We start from the raw sequence: 16798 nt of genomic DNA, 5'->3' as shown, positions 1-16798 counted from the left end.
CGGCGCGGAATTTTCGGCGCGGGAGAGGGTGAGAGCCATTTTTTCGGATTCTTTTTTCGGATTCGGAGTGAATTTTCGCGAGGCCCGCGCGTCGTGTCACGAAAGCCCCTGCAAAGGATCCCGCGATGACCGCGCCCGACCTCTCCGATCCGAACCTGCCGAACCTGATGCTGCGCCTCGGCCTTCCCGCGATGGCGGGGCTGTCGCTGAACGCCGCGCATCAGGTGGTGGATGCGGGCTTCGTCGGGCAGCTCGGCGCGGCGCCGCTCGCGGTGCTCGCCCTGCTGGCGCCGTTCGCCGGGCTGGTCGCCTCGCTCGGCGTGGGGCTCGGCATCGGCGCGGCGAGCACGGTGGCCCGTGCCCTCGGGGCGGAGCGACCGGAGCGGGCGCGCCAGATCGCCGGGCTCGGGTTTTGCGTGGCGGGCCTGCTCGCCATCGGGCTGTGGGTCGTGCTTCAGGCGCTGTGCCTCCCTGTTCTGCACCTTCTGGGCACGCCCGAGGAGAGCCTGTCGCTCGCGCGCGGCTATTTTCCGGTCCTGACCCTCACCCTCTCCTTCGGCCTGTTGCAGATCCTCTGCGATTTCCTGGCGATCGGGCGGGGGGAGGCACGGGTCAGCCTCAGGACGCTCGCGCTCTGTTTCGGGCTCAACATGGCGCTCGATCCGCTGTTCATCTTCACTTTCGGCCTCGGGCTCGAGGGTGCCGCCTGGGCGACGCTCACCGCGCAGATCGTCACGCTCGGCATCTGGGCGCTGTGGTTCCTTGCACCGGATCGCCGCCCCGAGATCGGGCGCCTCGCCCTGTTGGGACCCATCCTGCGTGTCGGCCTGCCGGAGGCGGCGGCGCTGGCGGTCACCACCTGCGGCTTCATCGCCGTGCTGCGCCTCTCCGCCGGGCTGGACGGGGTCGAGGCGGTCGCGGGACTTGGCCTTGCGCTGCGTCTGCTGTTCCTGATGATCCTGCCGCTCGAGGGATTCGCGATCGGAGTGCAGCCAGTTCTCGCCCATGCCCACGGGGCCGGCGATGCGCCACGCGTGGCGCGGGTGCAGGGGCTCCTGATCCTCGGCGCGCTCTGTGTCGGCGGGCTGGCCGCGGCGCTGCTGTGGCTCGGCGCCGCCCCGGTCTGCGGGCTTTTGAGCGAGGACATCCGCGTGCGCGCCGAAGCCGTCGCCGCGCTGCACTGGCTGGCGCTCGCCGTTCCCGCGGTGGCGCTGCGCCTCGTGGTGCAGATCGGCCTGCAGGCCGCGATCCGCCCGCGTCTTGCCCTCGTGCTCGGGCTCGCGCCGATGGGCTGGCTGTTGTGGCCTGCGCTGGCCCTGCTCGTGCCGCGCCGCGGCCTCAACGCCCTGCCGATGGCGATCACCCTGGCTGCCTGTCTCTCCGCAGTCTTGGCCCTCGCGCTGTTGCGCCACGGCCGTCTTTCACCCGATGCAATGGGAGTTTCCGCATGACATCACCCGACCTGATCAGCCCGGTCCACGAGGCCCCCCACGCGGCCAGCGCGCCGCCGATCTTTCAAACCGCGTCCTTCCTGTTCGACAGCTACGCCCAGATCGCGGACGTGTTCGCGGGCCGCTCCGACCGGCTGGTCTATTCGCGCGGCGACAATCCGACGGTGAGCGAGCTCGAGGGGCTGATCGCCCGGCTCGAGGGCACCGAAGCCGCGCGGGGATTTTCCTCCGGCATGGCGGCGATCTGTGGGGCGGTGCTGCCCTTCGTGGAGGCCGGGGACCGGATCGTGGCGGTCGAACACCTCTATTCCGACGCCTATCGCCTGTTCGAGACGGTGCTGCGCCGCTTCGGTGTCGAGACCGTCTATGTCGACGGGACCGACACGCAGGCGGTGATCGACGCGCTGCCGGGCGCGAAGCTCCTCTATCTCGAGAGCCCGACGAGCTGGACCTTCCGCCTCCAGAACCTCCAGCCGATCGCGGCACAGGCGCGGCGCCACGGGGTCCTGTCGGTGATCGACAATTCCTGGGCGACGCCGGTCTTTCAGCGCCCGGCCGAGCTGGGGATCGACCTCGTGGTTCATGCGGCCTCGAAATACCTCTCCGGCCACAGCGATACGCTCGCGGGGCTGGTGGCCGGCCCGAAGGAGCTGATCGCGCGGATCGACGGAGAAGCGACGCATCTTTACGGCGGGCGGATGTCGCCGATGGACGCCTTCCTCGTGCTGCGCGGGATGCGGACACTCGAGCTTAGGATGCGGGCGCATATGCAGAGCGGCCTCGCCGTCGCCCGCGCTCTGGCTGTCGATCCGCGCGTCACCGCCGTGCATCACCCCGGCCTTTCGCATCCCGCGCCGAAGGAGCTGTCGGGCTTCGGCGGTCTCTTTGCCTTCGACCTTGCGGAGAGTGTCGACGCCGAGCGCTTCTGCGACGCGCTGCGGGTGGTCCGCCTGGGCGTGAGCTGGGGCGGACCGGAAAGCCTCGTCGTGCCGGGACAGGCGGCCTGCGGCCTCGCGGGCGCTGCGAATTCCTTCCGTCGGTTCGGCGTCAGCCCGCGCACCGTCCGCCTTGCCGTGGGCCTCGAACCCGTCGAGGCGCTGCTCGGCGATCTTGCCCATGCGCTCGAGCGGGCAGAGGCGGTGGCGGCATGAGCGGGCTCGCGGATCAGGGGATCTGGTCGGTCGGCGGCATCCGCTATTTCGATCTTGCGGACAGCGTGACCGGCGACGTTCGGCGGGTCTTTCTCTGGCTGCCGCCGGGGCCGGAGCCGGAGTCGGGCTGGCCGGCGCTCTGGCTGCTGGACGGCAATGCGGTGATCGGCACGGCGGTCGATGCGATGCGCGCGCAGGCCTTCTGGCCGACGGGCACGAACCTCGGCTGGGGCGCGCTGGTCGCGGTGGGCTATCCCACGGAGGACGCCTATGACAGCTTCCGGCGCAGCCGGGATCTCGGCCCGCCGCCGGGACGAAGCTATCCGCCCTTTCGCGAGGGCGGGCCGGAGGTGCGCACCGGCGGAGGCGCGGACATGGCGCGGTTCCTGATCGAGGATGCGCGGAGCTTCCTCGGCGCGCATGTCCGGCTCGACCCGGCCCGGCAGTCGCTCTTCGGCCATTCCTTCGGCGGGCTCTTCGCGCTCTGGCTGATGTTCACGAAGCCCGCGGCCTTCCGCAATGTGATCGCCGCCAGCCCCGCGATCACCTGGGAGGACAGTTTCCTGCTGGCGCATCTCGAGGCGTTCCGGCCGCCGAGCCCGGCGCCGCGCGTGCATCTGTCCGCGGGGGAATGGGAGGGCGACCGGCTCGCGCCGTTCCAGGAACACGGAGTCGAGCGGGACAGCCGCCTCGCCGAAAAGGTCCGCACGCGCACCATTGCCGCGGCGCGCGAGATGGCCGGGGTGCTGGCGCGGCGCGGGCTCGAGGTCGGATATGAAACCTATGCGCAGGAAACCCACATGTCCGTCCTGCCCGTGGCCGTGAACCGGGCGCTGCACTGGGCCTTTGCCCTCGATCGCGCGGCGTTACCGCTTTGGCCCGCTTCGGCGGAGGACGGTGCGGACAGCCTTGCAATGCAGCAGAAAAGGGAGGCAAGCCATGCCCCGTGACCTGACCCGACAGCCGGTTCTGGCCCGGCGTACCGGAGATTGCGTCGAGGTCGGCGCGCATCCGCCCCTGCCGCTCGCCGATCTCGGGGAGGGGCGGCTGGAGCTTGGCGCGCCGGCGGACGGGATGGCGGAGGAGACGGCCTTCGAGATCGCTCTCGCCGCCTTCGAGGCGCTGAGCGCCGCGGGGCCGGAGGTCGCGATCCGCCTGTCCCATGCCGCATGGGCGCCGCTTCTGCCCGAGCTCTTGAGCAAGGGTATCGCCCTGCCGACGGAGGCCGGAGCGGTGGTTCTGCCCGCAGCCTTCTGGCAGGTGTCGGATCGCTGGCTGATGCAGGAGGCCCCGGCCTATCCGACGCTCTGGACGCAGGGCCCGCACGGTCGCCACCCGATCCGCCCCCCGAAACCCGCGGGACCGCTCTATCGGCGCCATATCCCCTGGCTGGATCAATGGCTGGTGCTTCGGGCGCTCGACCTCTCCGATCTCGACACGTTCCACCGCTGGCAGAACGATCCGCGCGTGGCGGAGTTCTTCGAGGAGCGGGGCACGCGCGAGGAGCACCGTGCCCATCTCGCGAAGCTTCTGGCCGATCCGCATGTCCTGCCGGTGATCGGCTCTCTGGATGGGCGCGACTTTGCCTATTTCGAGCTCTACTGGTGCCGCGAGAACCGTCTCGGCGCGCAATATGATGCCGCGCCCTGGGACCGCGGCTGGCATGTGCTCGTGGGCGAGGAGGACATTCGCGGCGCGGAGTACGTCACGGCATGGATGCCCTCGCTCATGCACTACATGTTCCTGTCCGAGCCGCGCACCCGGAACGTCATGGGCGAGCCGAAGGCCAGCCACACGCGCCAATTGCACAACCTCTCGCGTGGCGGCTTCGCCCATCTGCGCGAATTCGATTTTCCCCACAAACGTGCCAGCCTCGTGCGCCTCGAGCGCCAGCATTTCTTCGAAGCCCGCCTCTGGGCGCGGCCTGACAGCGGACGGGGTGAGCCCTTGGCCTTTTCGCCCGCCCGCCTTCCCAAAACAGGAGACTGGACATGACAGCGACCGACCAGGAGAAGACATACGACCTTATCGGGGTGGGCTTCGGACCCTCGAACCTCGCGCTGACCATCGCGATCGAGGAAACCGAGCTGCCGATCCGGGTGAAGTTCCTCGAGGCACGGCCGGGCTTCGCCTGGCATCCCGGCATGATGATCCCCGGTGCGGACATGCAGATTTCCTTTCTCAAGGATCTTGTGTCGCAGCGCAATCCGCAAAGCCGCTATACATTCGTCAACTACCTGCACGAAAAGGGCCGGATGAATGCGTTCATCAACCGCAAGACGTTCTTTCCGAGCCGGGTGGAATTCAACGACTACCTCGGCTGGGTGGCGGAGCAGCTTGGCCATTGCGACTATGACCGGCGGGTCGTGGGGATCGAGCCGGTGGGGCAGGGCAACACGGTCGGGGCCGTCGACGTGCTCACGCAGGACGCGGCGGGCGGGACGCACAGCTATCGCGCCCGCAACCTCGTGATCGCGCCCGGCGGCACGGCCCGGCTGCCGCCGGTCTGCGACAGCCTGAAGGCCGATCCGCGCGTGCTTCATTCAAACGACTACATGCGCAAGGTCGTCCCGCACCTGCGCCCCGGTGAGCGGATCGCGGTGGTCGGCGCGGGCCAGAGCGCGGCGGAGATCTTCAACGATCTCGCGGAGCGCCCGGAGGCCCCGCACGTCGATCTCATCCTGCGCGGGCACGCGATGAAGCCCTCCGACGATTCGCCCTTCGTGAACGAGATCTTCGCGCCGGAACAGACCGATGCCTTCCACGCCATGCCGGAAGGCGCCCGTGCCGCCCTGCGCGCCGAATTGTCGGCCACGAATTACGCGGTGGTCGACGAGGATCTGATCCTCGACATCTATACCAAGCTCTACGAGCAATCCGTGCTCGGCGAGGGGCGCCTTGCGCTGCGCAGCCAGACGCGGATCGCGGGGCTGTCCGACTCGGGCGCCCGCCTGCGCCTGCACTTCGAGCACCGGCACGGTATGTCGGAAGCGGAGTATGACAGGGTGATCTTCGCCACCGGCTATCTCCGGCAGCTCGACGAGACCGTGCTGCACGGGATCGCCGGTTTCTGCGAAGACTTCCGCACCGGGAGGGATTACCGCCTGTCGATGAAGGATGGATTCTCACCTGCCGTCTTCGTGCAGGGCTACAGCGAGGTGAGCCACGGGCTGAGCGACACGCTTCTGTCCGTTCTCGCGCAGCGATCGGCGGAGATCGTCGAGACGCTCAGCGACCTGTTCGACGACAGGCAGGCGGTCGCGGCGGAGTGACGTTTTCCCCCGCGGGCGAATGCACGCGGGGGATGTTCGCGTATTGAAAAACTCTCGCTTGGAGTGTGTCGCTCCCTGGTGTATCTGTTGCCCATCCACTCAGCGCTGTGCCCGGTAGGTCTTTTGATCCACCACACCGGGATTGCCATGTCTGAGATAAAACACTCCGCCGAATTTTCGAATGCCGCCCCTCATCTGTCTGCCGAACGGGCGCGGGTGCGACGGCTCCTGCTGGCCCATCTCGTCGAGGAGCGCGACATGCTGCTGTGCGACGCCATCCGCATCCTGGGATCGCCGGACAGGGCGGAGGACGTGGTGCAGGACGCGGCAGTGCGGTGTCTGTCGAGCGCGGCGCTGAGAGAGGCGCCGGAGAACCCGCTGGGCCTTTTGCGGCGGATGGTGCGCAACCTCGCCCTCGACCATTACCGCAAGCACAGCCGCGAAACGCCCTGCGAGGGGGTCGTCGAGACGCTCGTCTGTCCCTCCGCGTCCGTCGAGCAGAGGCTCGCCGCGCGCGAACAGGCGGCGCGCATGGCCCGTTCCATCGGGCGCCTTCCGCCGAAGACGCGGCGCGCCTTCGTCGAGGCACGGCTGGGCGCGCGTCCCCAGACGGACATCGCGGCGGAGATGAACCTGTCGGCATCGCGCGTCCATGCGCTCATCCGCAGCGCCCATGATCAGCTTTCGGCGGAGATGGCCGCCGGGGAATGAAGCGCGGTCCAGGTGAGCACGCTGCCGGCGAAGTGCCGGTATCCCACGGCGACGGCGCGTCCGGCGGCGAGGCCGGGTGAAAGATCCCGCGTCAGTTCGAACCGAAGGGTGCCGGTGCCGGGTTCGGCGAGCAGGCGCAGCGCGTCGAAGCCGAACAGGTGCCCGACCTGGGGACGGGCCGCCTTGTAGACACTCTCCTTTGCCGAAAAGACGAGCGCCGCCTGGCGCGGGAGATCGCCGCGCAGAAGCGCGCGTTCCGCGGAAGACACCGCCTCGCCGCAGATCGCGGCAAGCGCGTCGGCTCCGGCATGGCCCTCCAGATCGACGCCCCAGTCGAAATCGTCGTCCGGAGAAAGGAGACAGAGGCTCGTGCCGTTCCAGTGGCTGAAACTTCCCCTCTGACCGCGGGGCCAGAGGGGACCGCCGAACCGGTCCCGCTCCACCGGCAGGACCGGAAGGCCCAGCTCCCGCTGGGCCGCCGTCAGCAGCCGCCCTCCCGCCCGGCGCCGCAGCTGGGGGCGGTCCGGTCCGGGCGCGCGGTCCGCGCCGGAGGCCATGCTCAGGATCACCATCTGTCTGCCGCACCAAGTCAGTCTGAGCGTCTCGGGGAGGGAAGGTGTCATCGGCTGGATCATCGAGCGGGCCTTTCAGTCGGACCGGGGCGCAGAGGCCGCCGAACGCGGAAGAACGCCGGCGCGCGCGGCAGGGTAACGCCCGCGGCAGTGCCCGTCGAGACCGCCTGAGATCACCGCCGTCGTCTCCGGCAGGCTGCCCGAGGCAGGGGAGGACGGAGGGCACGCGTCTCTCCCGCACCTCGCTGTCGACTTCCGGGGCGAAGACCGCGGCGCGATTCCCGACCTGCGCCAGCTTTTGTGCCCCTCTCGATCTCGCACCTGCCCGATACCGCACCTTTGGGACGACCGCAGGCGGTGATCCGAGGTTTCAGTGCAAGGCGTGCCGGGCGACCTTTGCCACGGGCAACTCGACGCGACGACGCAAGCGCTGATGGACTGCATTCTCTAGGTGCATCGCACTGTCCGTCGCAATTCAGAGAATACCGCTTGCGCGAAATCTGGATTTTGCGCGTGCGTCTTTGGCTGTGCTTGCAGTTACTCTCAGAGCGTATGGCGTTGTAAAAGCCACCTGATCATGGAGAATAGGCGGAAATTCGTTGTCTGACACCCTCAGGGTATTAGGTGCGGGAATGTACGGAGTTGTGTGAAAACGGAAACTCCTTGGCTGTGATCTGAGCGATGTTCGGTTGAATCGGCGGCTGGGAACGATGCTCGGGGCTCTGGGGAAAGCCGGGCATCGAAGGGGATAGCCATTCATGCTGGGGTTTATCGCTATCTTACGACGGGCAATGGATGAAGCAGCACGCCTGGCGTCTCGCAAAAGATGCTCGCCCAGCATCTTCGGGATCTCGTCAAGGACGGACTGGTGAAACGGATGGATTACGCAGAGTAGCCGCCGAGGGTCGAATACCGGCTGACCGATCCGGGGCGTCGGCTGCTTCACGCCCTGGAGGACATCCACAATTTCGCGACAGCTCGAGCGGCCGATCATCAGGATGATGCTTCTATCAGGTCCTGAAAGGGACATGCCGGTAGCACCGCCTATACCGATGTCATAGCAATCAATCGGCAAGCTGGTCGTTTGAATGGGCGGCATCGAGAGGCCCAAGGCCATGGAGGGCATATTGGATGGTTTCATTCAGCTCTTCCAGCGTCGCCCCGTTTCGCGCCTGAACGCTCATCCCCTGCAGCATAGTATTGAGAAAGCGAGCCAGTTTCGCGGCGTCTTCATCCGTCGGCACCCATCTCCGAAATGCTTGGGCGATGTTTGCCTGAAACCGGGCGCGGCGCTCCACCAGGTCCTGCGTGAGCGCCGCGTTGTCAGGATGAGACGCAAGCATGCCGACATTGATCATGCATCCGCGTTCCCCCTCCGGATCGACAAGCGCTTTAGCGGTCGAATGCAGGAACAGGTCCGCTGCCTCAGCAAGGGAGCCGGCGGCGTCCAGATAGGACATGCTGCCAACCCGGGTGCAATAGTAGTGATCCAAGGTATGTTTATACAGAGAGGCCTTGTTGCCGAACGCCGCATAGACGGTCGGCGGGGTCACCTGCATCGCTTCCATCAGTTGCTGATATGACACGCCGTCATAACCATGCCGCCAGAACAGCCGCATGGCGCTCTCAAGCGCGGCTTCTCGGTCAAAACTGCGCGGCCTGCCCGGCGGGCGTCTTTCCTTCTTTTTCATAAAGGTCATTAAAAAACTCCTTGACGGAAAATGCAAGCGCTGTTTTATAACGGACATTATTAAATAGTTAGACGATCAACCCCGGCAAACCTCGCCGACCGCTCGCAACCCCGCCACATTGGCGGCATCATGCTCAGGAGCAGACAATGACAAACACCAACGCCAAGTCCGCCGGCACATTCAAAATCGGCGGAGAGATCGAAATCGCCCGTCTCGGTTTCGGCGGTCTCCGTCTCGCAGGTCAAGGAGGGGGCAGCTACGGCCCACCCGAAGACAGGGAGGAAGTGCTCAAAACGCTTCGCCGGCTGCTCGACCTGGGCATCAACTTTGTCGATACGGCCGACAGCTATGGCCCGGATGTTTCCGAGGAACTGATCCGGGAAGCGCTGCATCCTTATCGCGATGGCCTCGTGGTCGCGACCAAGGGGGGCGTGGTGCGCCCCTCCGCCGAAGTCTGGGTGCCGGTCGGACGGCCGGAATATCTCATCCAGCAGGCGCACAAGAGCCTTCGCAATCTCGGCCTCGACCAGATCGACCTCTGGCAACTCCACCGGGTCGATCCGCAGGTTCCCGCCGATGAACAGTATGATGCCGTCAGACAGTTGATCGATGAAGGCACGATCCGTCACGCTGGTCTCAGCGAAGTCGGCATCGCGGAGATCGAGGCGGCATCGAAGTTTTTCCCCGTCGCCACAGTGCAGAACATGTACAATCTCACGACGCGGGTACACGACGCCGTCGTTGACTACTGCACCGATCACGGCATCGGTTTCATTCCGTGGTTCCCGCTTGCGGCGGGCGCCCTGGCGCAGCCCGGTTCGATCCTCGGGGTAATTGCCGGGAAGCATGAGGCGTCACCGAGCCAGATCGCGATTGCATGGCTGCTCAAACGCAGCCCGGTCATCCTGCCGATCCCCGGCACATCGAAGGTGCGCCATCTGGAACAGAATGTTCAGGCTGCATCCATCACGCTGTCTGATGAGGATTTCGCGGAACTCGACGCGGCAGGCCGGACCGTCTCCGCCGGCTAGACCGTCAGCAAAGCGGGGTTAGAGCATTTCGGCTTTAACCTGAGACATATCCAGCAGCCTTGAAGTAGTTCCAGCACTCTGTTGGGTCGTAGAGCTCGCAGATTGCGCCGATGGCGTCGAAGACTTCGGTGAAGGTTCTGGCGCCGATCTTTCGAAGGTGAGCTTTCAGTTTGGAGAATGCTTGCTCGATGGGATTGAGATCCGGCGAGTAAGGCGGGAGGTACAGAAACCAGCAGCCGTGGTCGTGCAAGGCCTGAGCCGCCTCCTTGTTCCGATGGGTCGCCAGATTGTCCAGGATGACAACGGTGCCGGGGGCGATCTCCGGGACAAGCACTTCTCGGATGTAGACGGCAAAGGCGGGGCCATCCATGGCACCCTTGATGACCCATGGTGCGATCAAAGCATCCGAGGCCAGCCCGGCGATCAGCGTTTGGGTTCCCCAACTGCCAAACGGTGCATCCATGGTCAGGCGATGACCCCGCTTGGCCCGGCCACGCAGACGGGTCAGGTTGGTCTTCACTGCCGTTTCATCAATAAAGACAACGCGTTCGGGAAAGGCCGCAATGGCAGGCAGCCGATGCTTGAACCACTCAGTCCGCTGCTGTCTTACCTTGGCGCGACCGCGCTCGGTGGCGACCAGCGACTTTTTTTGTATGTGAAACCGAGCCGGGACAGCAGGTTGGCGATGGAAGAATGATGCACCCGCACGCCTGCCGCGGCCGCCAGCGCGTCGCGCAACTCAAAGAGCGTGATGTCGGGGTCTTGCGCGACCAGTTCCTTCAGGAAAGCCTGATGCGCTGCCAGCTTTCCCCGACCACGTGGCGGGCCTTGCGGTGCGGGCTCCGCATGGCCCTTGGTCCGAACCTGACGCGCCCACCGCGCGCCTGTCGCCGCAGACACTTTCAGGCGCAACGCCGCCGCCCGCCCGCTTAACCCTTCCTCAATATACTCCTGAAACCGCGCCCGAAGCGCATTCGGCAAAGGTGCTGACATGATCCATCCTCCCAAACAGGATGAATCACATCAGCCACCTCAAGGAAACCCCCGCCGATTCAAGTTCAAGCCGAAACGCTTTAGCTGCTCTGTTTGACGGCTACCTCTCACTCACCCTTCCTTCATTGCACTTCCTGCCGGACGGCCACTCGGGTCGCCCGATGGAGTCGTATTGCTTGCAAACAGCGATCCGATCGCTTCGACCGGCGTTGACCATGAAGAACCGCATCATGTCATCTCACAGCAAGCCCCTGTCGCAGCTTCCTTATTCCGACGAGGCCGCGCGCTTCCTGACGCGTCCGCCACGGCTGTTCATCAACGGCAAGTGGACACAATCTTCCCACGACAGCACCACGCGGTATCGCCGCAAGCTTGAATGTTTTCTTCTAACAAGTTACAGGTTTGGTAAATTATAATCCCCATATACACAGGTACCTGCCGTGGGTTCTCTTCTGAAGGACCGTCGCGCTGTCGCGTTGCTTCTTGCCGCCACGCTGACGGTCATGTCCAATGCCATCATCAGTCCCGGACTGCCGGGGATCGAGGCTTATTTCGCCGCGACCCCCAATGCCGATATGTTGACCCGGCTTCTGATCACGGCGCCCTCGCTGACGGTCGCAGTGATCGCGCCCTTTGCTGGGCTGCTGATTGATCGCGTCGGCCGCAAGGTCATGCTGATTATCGGTGCCGCGCTTTTCGGCTTGGCCGGCAGTGCAGGTCTCTGGGCGCCGACGTTGCGTGCCCTGCTGGCGACCCGCCTGATCCTGGGTATGGGCGTCGCGCTGCTGATGACCGCGATGACCGCACTGGTGGCGCAGTATTTTCACGGTCCCGAACGCGGCAGGTTCATGGGCCTGCAAATGACCTTCATCAACTTCGGTGGGTTGATATTCATCGCCGTGGCGGGACAGCTGGCCAACCATTCCGCCTTCTATCCGTTCGCGCTCTACCTGGTCGGCCTGATCTATCTGCCGATCCTCTATGTTTGCTTGGAGGAGCCGAAGAGCCATTCCCACAAGGATGGCAGTCGCCCGCCCGCGCAGGGGCAGGAAGGCTGGCCGCGGGTATTAGGCACAGGGTTGCTGCTTATGGCGCTGACCTTCTCCATTTTCTACATTCTGCCGACGCAGATCGCCTTCTATTTGGGGGAACTCGGCCATACCGATGCGAGTACGGCAGCTCTGATGATGGTCTGCGTGACCTTGGCTGCGGGCACCATCGCCATAGTCTATCCGACTCTACGGCGGACTTTGGGGCGTGGTGGTGTGCTGAGCGCGGGCTTCCTGATGCTGGCTGCGGGCTTCCTGCTGATGAGTTACGTGCAACTGGTGCCGATGATTGCCGTGGCCTCCTTGCTTGTGGGCATGGGGCCGGGGCTGATCGTGCCGACGCTCCTGAACTCGACCTTGGATGCGGTGCCGATGCGCCATCACGGCATAGCCTCGGGTGCGCTGACCTTCAGCCTATTCATCGGTCAGTTCATCTCCCCCATCTTGACGCAGCCTTTGATCACGGCAGGGGGATTCCACTTGGCCTTTCTGGTCTTCACGGCAGCCGCGGCCACGGGCGCGGTGGTGGCGATCTCGATCTTCCGCGAGCGCAAAACGGGTTGGGCCCGCAGTTGAGCGCATTACCTGGTCGACACCGCAATGGCCGCTGCATCCCGGCCGTTTTGTTATCCGCCCGACTTGAAGTGCCTCTTAACACTTGTCCCAGTGGGAATATCAGATATTCCGGTACTAGGCTGCAGGGATAGCGAGAAGGCTCGTTATTATGGGCGGCAACGGGGCTATGCAGGATCCTAGATTATCTCGGGTTGCCGACTCCTTCTGCACAAGACGTTATTGGCGGTCTTGCACGAGGGCAGGTAAAACGCGCGTACCCGGAACAGCCTTGGCCGATGCGAGACCTTGTAAGGGGCGGTCCGGAGTGCAAGGGAGAGTTTTGGTTTTGAGCATCTCAAGTCCGGCGGGCGGAATTTACGGGGGCCGGGTTTGGCTCCTGTCGGCGGTGTCGCTCAGCGCGCCCCGGCGGATTTCATCTAGTTCCACCGGGCTGTAGGCTCTGGCAACGAAGTGGCAATATCGCATATGCCTCGACGTGCAGATCGCACCAAGCTCCAGCGCGACGAAAAGGCGCCGCAGGGCCAGGCGTCGGTGACCGCACCGAATGCTGTGTTCAAGCAGTACGAGTGCCGCATCGGCATTCCGCTCCCGGCACTTGCGCTTGAGCTGCCGAATTTCGTCCCGCTTCAGGAAGCGGCCCACGGGCATCGCCGGTGCCGCAGGTCCTCCATGCGCGCAGGTCATGGCGTCTCCCGATAGCGCTGAAGCCAGTCGAGCGTCTTCTGCCATCCCCCAAAGGGAAAGAAATGCAACTCGACGCGCCCGTCGTGATCCGTGATCCGCTGCTCGATGACGTTGGCCACATCCGACGGGTCCTTGTCGGCGAGCACGCCGAGGAGTTTGCCGGACGATTTCTTCAGCACCGAAAGCGACGGTCCGACGCCGCACATGATCGCGTAGCGGATCAGCTTGGGAAGCGAGGTCACGCCGGCGAGGCCGAGACGGACGGGCACATCGGGATGCCGCGCCTGCATCCTCCATGCGAAACCTGCCAGAACCTCGCCGTCAAAGGCGAATTGCGTGACGACCTCAGGGGCAAGCCCGATGTCGTGACAACGGTCGATCTTCGCTGAGAGCGCCGCGTCGAGCCTGTCTTCGGAAATGTCGGGATGTCCCTCGGGATAGCCGCCGAGGAAGGCCCTGCGTATGCCGCTGTCGTGCAGAGACGGATGGTGCAGCAGGTCGAGCGCCTGCCCGAAGGGGCCGGAATACCGCGCGGGATTGCCGCCGAGAAACAGTGCATGGGTCACGCCGTTGGCGCTGTGCGCCTCCAGATGCCGAACGAAATCGGCCTCGGTGGCGAAATGGCGCGCGCCCAGATGCACGACGGGTGTGTAGCCCATATCGATCAACGCCTTCGCCGCCGCGACCTGCTGCTCCGGGGGTTTGCCTTCCAGATGCGGCAGAAAGACCTTGGCTCCCGGCGACAGCACCTTCGCGTCCGGCCTGAACTTGTCGACTGCGTCCGGCGGCAGTTCGAGGGAGATGTCGCCGTCGATCAGGCGGGCGGGGAGCACGGACAGGCTTGCTTCAGGCATTGGCGGTCAATCCTTGGCTAAGGGTTTGGTCGAAGACCTCCAGCGCACCATTGCGGATGACCGCGAGACAGTCGGCGTCGCCGGTAACGAGGTCGGAAGGAGTCTGTGCTCCGAAGAGGGCGAGATCGGCTGGGCGGCCTGGCGCGATCACACCAGCACTGTCGTCGAGCCCCAGCGCCCTGGCCGCGTGCCGCGTCACACCGAGAAGGCATTCCGCGGGCGTGAGGCCGAGCCGCCGGTACCCGGCGCGCATCGCTGCCAGTATGTCGAAGTCGCCGCCGTCCGGGCCGGCGTGGACCGACAACGCGATGCGTGCGCCGGAGGCGCGTAGCACGTCCAGCCGCGGTGCCGGCGCTCCGGTATCGCGCTCCATTGCTTCGGGGATCAGAACAGCCACCGTTCCGACGCGTGCGAGGCCGTCGAGCCCCGTCTCGTCGGTGTGGTTCAGGAAGGTGGCGGCACGGGAATAGAAGGAGGCGGGCAGCGTCGCGCCCGCGGCATCCTCGAACCGGTCGCAGGAGACCCGGCTTGGCGTCTTCTTTTTGTAGTAGAGTTCGAGGATGGTCGAGCATTGGTCGAGATCGAGCGCCGCGTCCTCGTCGCAGAACACCTCCACGGCGTCGGCACAGCCGAGGGCGTAGGTTTCCGGCACGATTGTGGTTTCGATCCCGGCAAGGACTTCATCCGGATCGCTGTCCTCGGGAAACTGGTGTCCGATGAAAAGCGTGATGCGGCTTTGCACGGGCAGATCTCCTGCGGCCCGGCGCAGGAGCGCGGTCAGCCGAAGTTCGTCCGTTGCGGTCGCGCCAAAGCCGCATTTCAGTTCGCAGGCCGTTACGCCGGAGCGACGCAGCCGGGCGATCCGTTCGTCGAGCGCCGAGAGCAGCGCGTTCTCATCGGCACGGGTGGTCGCTTCGGCCACCCGACGGGCGAGCGCACGGTATTCCGTGGCGTCGAGCGAGGCAGGGGGCGCGGCCTCGCCAAGCCAGAGCAGCGGCGCGTGGCAGGCCACCAGCCCCGGTAGGGCCAGCGCACCGCCCATGTCGCGCGCCGCCGACAGGTCGCCCCGAAACCCGGCCTTCGGACCGGCATAGGTGAACTGCCCGTCCTCGATGGCGACCACCGCATCGGGAAGCGGGTCTGTCGCGGGCGTTTCGCCCTCGAGCGTGAGCAAGTGCAGGTTGGTCAGCAGAAGGGAATTGTGCATGGCTCAGATCTCGTCGAAATCAATGCGGATGGTGCGGGTGAGTGGGCGCGACAGGCAGGCGAGGGTCAGCCCTTCGGCAAGGTCGTCCTCTCGCAGCGTTTGCAGCACACCGGGACGCACTTCGATCCGCCCGGCGGTCAGCTTGGAGATGCAGGAGGAACAGGTGCCTTCCTGGCAGGAGAAGGGGACGTCCGCATCCATGCGCAGCAGGGCGGCGAGGATGTTCTCGCCCTCCTGCCAGTCGGCTTCGTATTCCTCGCCTCCGACGACGGCGACGATCGTGGCGGGCGGACCATCTTCGCCGGGATCGTCTTCGGCGACCACTTCGAGGCCCGGTTCGGTTTCATCGTCCTCCAGCACCATGTCGAAGCTTTCGCGGTGGATTGCGGAGGCGGAGAGCCCGGCGCTCATCAGCGCGCCCTCGGCGGAATCCATGAAGCCTTCGGGGCCGCACATATAGGCCACCATCGGCAGCTCGGATGCGGCCTGCCAGCTGGCAAAATGCGCCTCGATATAGGCGCGGTCGATGCGACCATGGGCGCCGGTCCAGTCCTCTCCCGCGCGGCTCATCACGTGTTCGATCCGGCAGATTCCGGCATGGCGTTCGGCGATCTCGGCCATCTCGTCGGCCAGGATCACCGTGTCGGGGGTCCGGTTGCCGTAAACGAAGGTGACGGTGTGGCCCTGGTTTGATTCCAGCAGCCAGCGACCGATCGACAGGATTGGCGCGATGCCCGACCCGGCGGCGAGCATCAGGACGTGATGCGGCGCGTCCAGATCCTTGAAGAAGCGGCCGCGCGGGGTCTGGACCTCGAGATAGTCGCCCTCTCCGGCCTGATCCACGAGCCAGGTGGACATACGCCCGCCCTCGATCTTTTTTACGGTGATACGCAGTCTGGGATGGGCGCCGGGCGAGGACGACAACGAATATTGCCGCGAGATCAGATCGCCGCCGTCGTCGTTTTCCACGGTCAGGAATTGCCCCGGCCGGTAGGTAAAGGCGCCGGCCAGATCCTGTGGCACATCCAGCCACAGGCTTGCCGTGTCGTTGCACTCCATGCGTTTTTCGCAAACCTTGAGCGGATAGGTGGCCATAAATCCTCCTTGCCGGGAAACGCGCGTACAGGCGGTGTTCCCAGATCATCTTGCAGTCGGTCGTGTCTTGCGCGGTGCCGGTCAGTTCTCGTCGGTAAACCCGTGCGCGGCGCGGATTTCCTGCCTGAACGGGTTCTGCCGGGTCAGTTTCACCCCGCAGCGGCAGGCATGGGTGTGGCCGCAGGCCTTGGCGAAGTAAGCCCTCTCTTCGGAGGCCCTTTCGGCATTCTTCGCGCGGATCGCGGGGCCGATGACATTGAGCGTCATCACCGGCGCCCGCCGCATCGTGCCACCGCAGGCGAAGCACAGAAGCTCCAGCGCCTCGGCCTCGGCGAACTCCGCCATGACCTCGCGCTCCGCGTCGCAATCCTCGCATCGGAAGGTGTAGATCGGCATCGCTTCTCCTTTCGGGATGAGGTTCCCTCTCCTGCCCCGGATGCGGGAGCCCCCTTGCTCGAGGC

17 protein-coding genes and 1 pseudogene are annotated in these 16798 nt (G+C 65.3%); 10 read left to right on the top strand and 8 right to left on the bottom strand.

Translation table 11 applies throughout. The annotated features are described in order from the left end of the window. Window positions 1-125: 125 nt before the first annotated feature. From P73_RS20085 to P73_RS20060, 6 genes are all read left to right on the top strand, one after another. Window positions 126-1451: an MATE family efflux transporter gene (locus P73_RS20085; protein ID WP_052453450.1), complete on the top strand. Its 1326-nt coding sequence runs from the start codon at window positions 126-128 to the stop codon at window positions 1449-1451. Continuing rightward, on the top strand, window positions 1448-2602 hold the full coding sequence (locus P73_RS20080) for a PLP-dependent transferase (RefSeq protein ID WP_043870963.1): 1155 nt from the start codon (window positions 1448-1450) through the stop codon (window positions 2600-2602). Before P73_RS20085 ends, P73_RS20080 begins: the two co-directional genes overlap by 4 nt. Further along, the gene (locus tag P73_RS20075) at window positions 2599-3552 is read left to right on the top strand and encodes an alpha/beta hydrolase (RefSeq protein ID WP_074743293.1); all 954 of its coding nucleotides are present in this window, start codon (window positions 2599-2601) and stop codon (window positions 3550-3552) included. Before P73_RS20080 ends, P73_RS20075 begins: the two co-directional genes overlap by 4 nt. Then, a complete protein-coding gene (locus P73_RS20070; protein WP_052453449.1) occupies window positions 3542-4597 on the top strand; it encodes a GNAT family N-acetyltransferase in 1056 nt (351 codons plus the stop codon). Before P73_RS20075 ends, P73_RS20070 begins: the two co-directional genes overlap by 11 nt. Then, the gene (locus P73_RS20065; RefSeq protein ID WP_052453448.1) at window positions 4594-5874 is read left to right on the top strand and encodes a lysine N(6)-hydroxylase/L-ornithine N(5)-oxygenase family protein; all 1281 of its coding nucleotides are present in this window, start codon (window positions 4594-4596) and stop codon (window positions 5872-5874) included. The genes P73_RS20070 and P73_RS20065 overlap by 4 nt, the downstream gene beginning before the upstream one ends. Window positions 5875-6021: 147 nt before the next feature. Then, complete coding sequence (locus tag P73_RS20060; protein WP_052453447.1) at window positions 6022-6585, top strand: sigma-70 family RNA polymerase sigma factor; 564 nt, start codon at window positions 6022-6024, stop codon at window positions 6583-6585. Here P73_RS20060 and P73_RS24600 read toward each other — a convergent pair. Continuing rightward, window positions 6552-7208 carry a 4'-phosphopantetheinyl transferase family protein gene (locus P73_RS24600; protein WP_139267174.1) on the bottom strand — a complete coding sequence of 219 codons (657 nt, stop codon included), beginning with the start codon at window positions 7206-7208 and terminating at the stop codon, window positions 6552-6554. The genes P73_RS20060 and P73_RS24600 overlap by 34 nt on opposite strands. A gap of 775 nt (window positions 7209-7983) precedes the next feature. Here P73_RS24600 and P73_RS26715 point away from each other — a divergent pair. Continuing rightward, window positions 7984-8178, top strand: a pseudogene (locus P73_RS26715) (winged helix-turn-helix transcriptional regulator). A gap of 43 nt (window positions 8179-8221) precedes the next feature. Here P73_RS26715 and P73_RS20050 read toward each other — a convergent pair. Continuing rightward, window positions 8222-8857: a TetR/AcrR family transcriptional regulator gene (locus P73_RS20050; RefSeq protein ID WP_202966920.1), complete on the bottom strand. Its 636-nt coding sequence runs from the start codon at window positions 8855-8857 to the stop codon at window positions 8222-8224. Window positions 8858-8994: 137 nt separating this feature from the next. Between P73_RS20050 and P73_RS20045 the strand changes: the two genes are divergently transcribed. Beyond that, window positions 8995-9879, top strand: coding sequence for an aldo/keto reductase (locus P73_RS20045; RefSeq protein WP_043870962.1), 885 nt, complete (start codon window positions 8995-8997; stop codon window positions 9877-9879). Window positions 9880-9913: 34 nt separating this feature from the next. Here the strand turns inward: P73_RS20045 and P73_RS25190 are convergent. After that, window positions 9914-10872, bottom strand: a protein-coding gene (locus tag P73_RS25190) for an IS630 family transposase (protein WP_144401203.1) whose coding sequence is annotated in 2 segments (ribosomal slippage) — window positions 9914-10528 and window positions 10531-10872 — 957 coding nt in all. Because the reading frame shifts where the segments join, the coding sequence is not laid out codon by codon here. A 20-nt stretch (window positions 10873-10892) separates the two neighbouring features. On the opposite strand from P73_RS25190, the gene P73_RS25765 reads away from it, so the two are divergent. After that, window positions 10893-11288 carry a hypothetical protein gene (locus tag P73_RS25765; protein ID WP_139267198.1) on the top strand — a complete coding sequence of 132 codons (396 nt, stop codon included), beginning with the start codon at window positions 10893-10895 and terminating at the stop codon, window positions 11286-11288. Window positions 11289-11312: 24 nt separating this feature from the next. Further along, on the top strand, window positions 11313-12497 hold the full coding sequence (locus P73_RS20030; RefSeq protein ID WP_043870961.1) for an MFS transporter: 1185 nt from the start codon (window positions 11313-11315) through the stop codon (window positions 12495-12497). Window positions 12498-12851: 354 nt separating this feature from the next. Here the strand turns inward: P73_RS20030 and P73_RS24595 are convergent, their stop codons facing one another. From P73_RS24595 to P73_RS20005, 5 genes are all read right to left on the bottom strand, one after another. Continuing rightward, complete coding sequence (locus P73_RS24595; RefSeq protein WP_139267197.1) at window positions 12852-13181, bottom strand: hypothetical protein; 330 nt, start codon at window positions 13179-13181, stop codon at window positions 12852-12854. Beyond that, complete coding sequence (locus tag P73_RS20020) at window positions 13178-14035, bottom strand: methylenetetrahydrofolate reductase (RefSeq protein WP_052453443.1); 858 nt, start codon at window positions 14033-14035, stop codon at window positions 13178-13180. Before P73_RS20020 ends, P73_RS24595 begins: the two co-directional genes overlap by 4 nt. Continuing rightward, complete coding sequence (locus P73_RS20015) at window positions 14028-15242, bottom strand: amidohydrolase family protein (protein ID WP_043870960.1); 1215 nt, start codon at window positions 15240-15242, stop codon at window positions 14028-14030. The genes P73_RS20020 and P73_RS20015 overlap by 8 nt, the downstream gene beginning before the upstream one ends. Before the next feature lie 3 nt (window positions 15243-15245). Then, window positions 15246-16337, bottom strand: coding sequence for a ferredoxin--NADP reductase (locus P73_RS20010; RefSeq protein ID WP_043870959.1), 1092 nt, complete (start codon window positions 16335-16337; stop codon window positions 15246-15248). 81 nt (window positions 16338-16418) lie between these two features. Beyond that, the gene (locus P73_RS20005; protein ID WP_043870958.1) at window positions 16419-16733 is read right to left on the bottom strand and encodes a zinc ribbon domain-containing protein; all 315 of its coding nucleotides are present in this window, start codon (window positions 16731-16733) and stop codon (window positions 16419-16421) included. Between the last annotated feature and the right edge of the window lie 65 nt (window positions 16734-16798).

Source organism: Celeribacter indicus, assembly GCF_000819565.1.
GTDB classification, from domain to species: Bacteria; Pseudomonadota; Alphaproteobacteria; order Rhodobacterales; family Rhodobacteraceae; genus Celeribacter; species Celeribacter indicus.
This window is presented reverse-complemented; position numbering and strand designations above follow the sequence as displayed.